Below are 3,049 nucleotides of genomic sequence, written 5' to 3' on the forward strand. Positions count from 1 at the left end.
TGCCCCCGCTTCAACGAGCGCAGCGACGTTGAAGCCACCACCCGGTTGGCGAGCGTAGCGATGCCAACCCACAACCCTTACGCCCCATTCACCCCGTTTGGGACGCTCGCCTATCTCAGCTGACAGCTCGACAAACTGAAATAGTCTCATATCGCAAACCTACAGAATATGACCGGTCAGTACGGAATCCCCGTACTGTACCGGCTTTAGTTGTTTCCTGAGGAGGATGGACATGCCGCTTATTTACTGTGTGGAAGATGATGAAAGCATTCGTGAACTGGTAAGTTATGCACTGCGGGGCCAGGGGTACAAAGTCGAAGGATTTGGGGATGCCCCGGAATTCTACGAGGCCCTCCAGAAGAATACGCCGGACCTGGTACTTCTGGATATCATGCTTCCCGGAGAGGACGGGCTGACAATCCTGAAAAAAATCAGGGCTTCCGGAAAAATCCAGGAAATCCCTGTGATCATGATGACCGCCAAGACCAGTGAATTTGACATTGTCAAAGGACTGGACCTGGGGGCCGATGACTACGTGACGAAACCCTTTGGCATCATGGAACTCCTTTCCCGGATCCGCTCCGTCCTCCGGCGTGCGAAAAAGCCCCAGGAATCGAAGAGCAAACTCCTTTCTTTCAATGGTATCGTGGTGGACCAGGAGCAGCACAGCGTGACTTCCGATGGAAAAGAAGTACAGCTCACATTAAAAGAATTTGACTTATTGTGCTATTTGTTATTAAATAAGGGCATCGTTTTATCCCGGGACCAGATCATGCAGGCTGTCTGGGATTCTCCCTTTGAAATGGAAAGCAGGACCATTGATATGCACATTATGAGCTTACGGCAGAAACTGGGCAGCGAAGGTTCCTGCATCCGCACGGTGAGGGGAGTGGGCTACCGCCTGGGCGACAGAAAATCGTAAACAGGAGTCACTAACTTATGAAAGTTCGCATTTACAGAAGCCTTTTACTGATGGGCATCATTTCCGTGGTGGTTACGTTCATTCTTTCCGCCGTACTCTATTACCAGGGCATGCAGGAACAGTTCAGCCATGAGTTGCAGCATTTGAACCGGACCATGGCCATGGCCGTTTCCCTGGACCAGGAAGACAGTACGAAGGATTACCTGAAGCAGGTCTATGACGATAACCATGGGATTATCCATATCGTATGGCTTGACAGGGACGGCTCTGTCCTCTATGACAGCGACAACATTACCGATGAGGACTATGCTGCCGGCGAGGAAGTCAAAGAAGCCATGGATAAGGGAACCGGCGAAGCGGTCCATCGGGATGCCAAGGACAGCCCGAAGAGCTACTATGCCCAGAAGGCACCGGACGGCAGTATCCTTCGTCTTTCCAGCGCCCGGGTCGTTTCCTATAAAGGCTTCTCTGCCTATCTTCCGGAAATCATGCTGTTCCTCATTGTTTTCGTAGTGGGCTGTCTTTTTGCGGCAGAACGGGAAACAGAAAAGATTCTGAAACCCTTCCATCTCCTGGGAGACCTTGTGCAGCAGATTATGGAAGGAAAAAAGGTGAGCGAAGTTCCTTCGGACTACAAGGAACTGAATCCCCTCATCCGAAAGGTGGAAGAACAGCACAATGAAATTGAAAGCTACCTGGAAGATATCGAAGATGAAAGAAATACCATTCGTACGGTCATCGATACGATTTCCGACGGCATTATCCTGCTGAATGAGCGAAAGGAAATTCTGGACTACAACCGGCAGATTGAAGAAATTTTCAAGCCTGCCGAGGATAAACGGTTCCGCCGCATTGCCAGCCTTTACCATGACCAGGATTGGCTCCGGGTTATCGGGAAAGCGTACCGGATCGAAGGGCGCCAGGAATATACCATGAACCTCTTTGGAAAACCGTATCGCATGGTCATGCAAAAGACCGAGCTGTCCAATGGGGAGACGGGTCTCCTGATTGTACTCCGGGATATGACCGCCTCCTACATGGCAGAAAAAATGAGACGGGAATTCTCCGCCAACGTATCCCACGAACTGAAGACGCCGCTTACCTCTATCAGCGGGTTTGCAGAAATGATTGCCAATGGCATGTACCAGAACCCGGATGATGTGAAGCTCTTCGGCAGCCGTATCGTGAATGAATCCCAGCGCATGCTGACCCTCATTGATACCATTATGCACCTGTCGAAAATTGAAGAGACAGAGACCACCATCACCTGGAAGACGGTGTCCGTAGATAGTCTTGTTCATTATGCGGCGGACCTCATCATGCCCCAGGCTAAGGCTAAAGGCGTTACGATTACCGTAGATACACAGCCCCTCTATACCTATGGCAATGCGGCCCTTCTGTCGGAACTCATCATGAACCTCCTGGACAATGCGGTGAAGTACAATAACCAGGACGGCAGCGTCCATGCTGTACTGACGCCGGAGGGAGAGGACAAGATGAAACTGGTAATCTCCGACACGGGTATCGGTATTCCTAAGGATAAGCAGGGAAGGGTCTTCGAACGGTTCTACCGGGCTGAAGAAAGCCGGAACAAAGCCACCGGAGGAAGCGGACTGGGCCTTGCCATCTGCAAGCATATCGTAGAAAAACACCAAGGCACCCTTTCCATTTCCAGCGAAGAAGGAAAGGGCACTGCGGTAACCGTGATTCTCCCCCGCATGAGTGACGCTGACGTGACCAAAGAACACAGCGAAGCCCTGACGGCCAAAGAAGAAGCGGAAGAAGCGGAATCCGGCCGCCTGGCCCGGAAGGAAGCGGAAGAAGACCGGGCTGCAGCGCAGGAAGACACCAGCGATGGCATTCCTGGTGGGGCAGAGAAAAACGGCCATAAGGCAAAGAAGATGAAAAAAGACAAGAAGGGGAAGAAAAAATCCTCCGGCCACAGCCACGCCGATTCCCCGGACGATAAGAAACGGGAGAAATCGGATAAAAAGACAGTGAAGGAAGATAAGAAAAAGAAGTAAACCAGGAGCCCGGGGAACCAGAAAGCCGTTCCCCGGGCTCTTTGTGATATTTCAGTTTGTCGAGCTGGTGAGGATTGGCGGTTAGCATGTTTGTGTGCAGAGT

At 51.5% G+C, this 3,049-nt stretch carries 2 protein-coding genes; both read left to right on the plus strand.

Annotated features, from left to right (window positions below):
• The first annotated feature begins 232 nt into the window (after positions 1-232).
• Positions 233-922, plus strand: coding sequence for a response regulator transcription factor (locus QZR21_RS08790; RefSeq protein ID WP_296974999.1), 690 nt, complete (start codon positions 233-235; stop codon positions 920-922).
• Between the two features lie 17 nt (positions 923-939).
• Positions 940-2,946 carry a cell wall metabolism sensor histidine kinase WalK gene (locus tag QZR21_RS08795; RefSeq protein WP_296099237.1) on the plus strand — a complete coding sequence of 669 codons (2,007 nt, stop codon included), beginning with the start codon at positions 940-942 and terminating at the stop codon, positions 2,944-2,946.
• The last annotated feature ends 103 nt before the right edge of the window (positions 2,947-3,049 follow it).

Source organism: uncultured Dialister sp., from assembly GCF_900541605.1.
Taxonomy (GTDB): Bacteria; Bacillota; Negativicutes; order Veillonellales; family Dialisteraceae; genus Dialister.

What these genes read in the sequence shown, in the direction of transcription:
- QZR21_RS08795 (WP_296099237.1), top strand. Translation starts at nt 940, where the DNA reads ATGAAAGTTCGCATTTACAGAAGCCTTTTACTGATGGGCATCATTTCC.
- QZR21_RS08790 (WP_296974999.1), top strand. Translation starts at nt 233, where the DNA reads ATGCCGCTTATTTACTGTGTGGAAGATGATGAAAGCATTCGTGAACTG.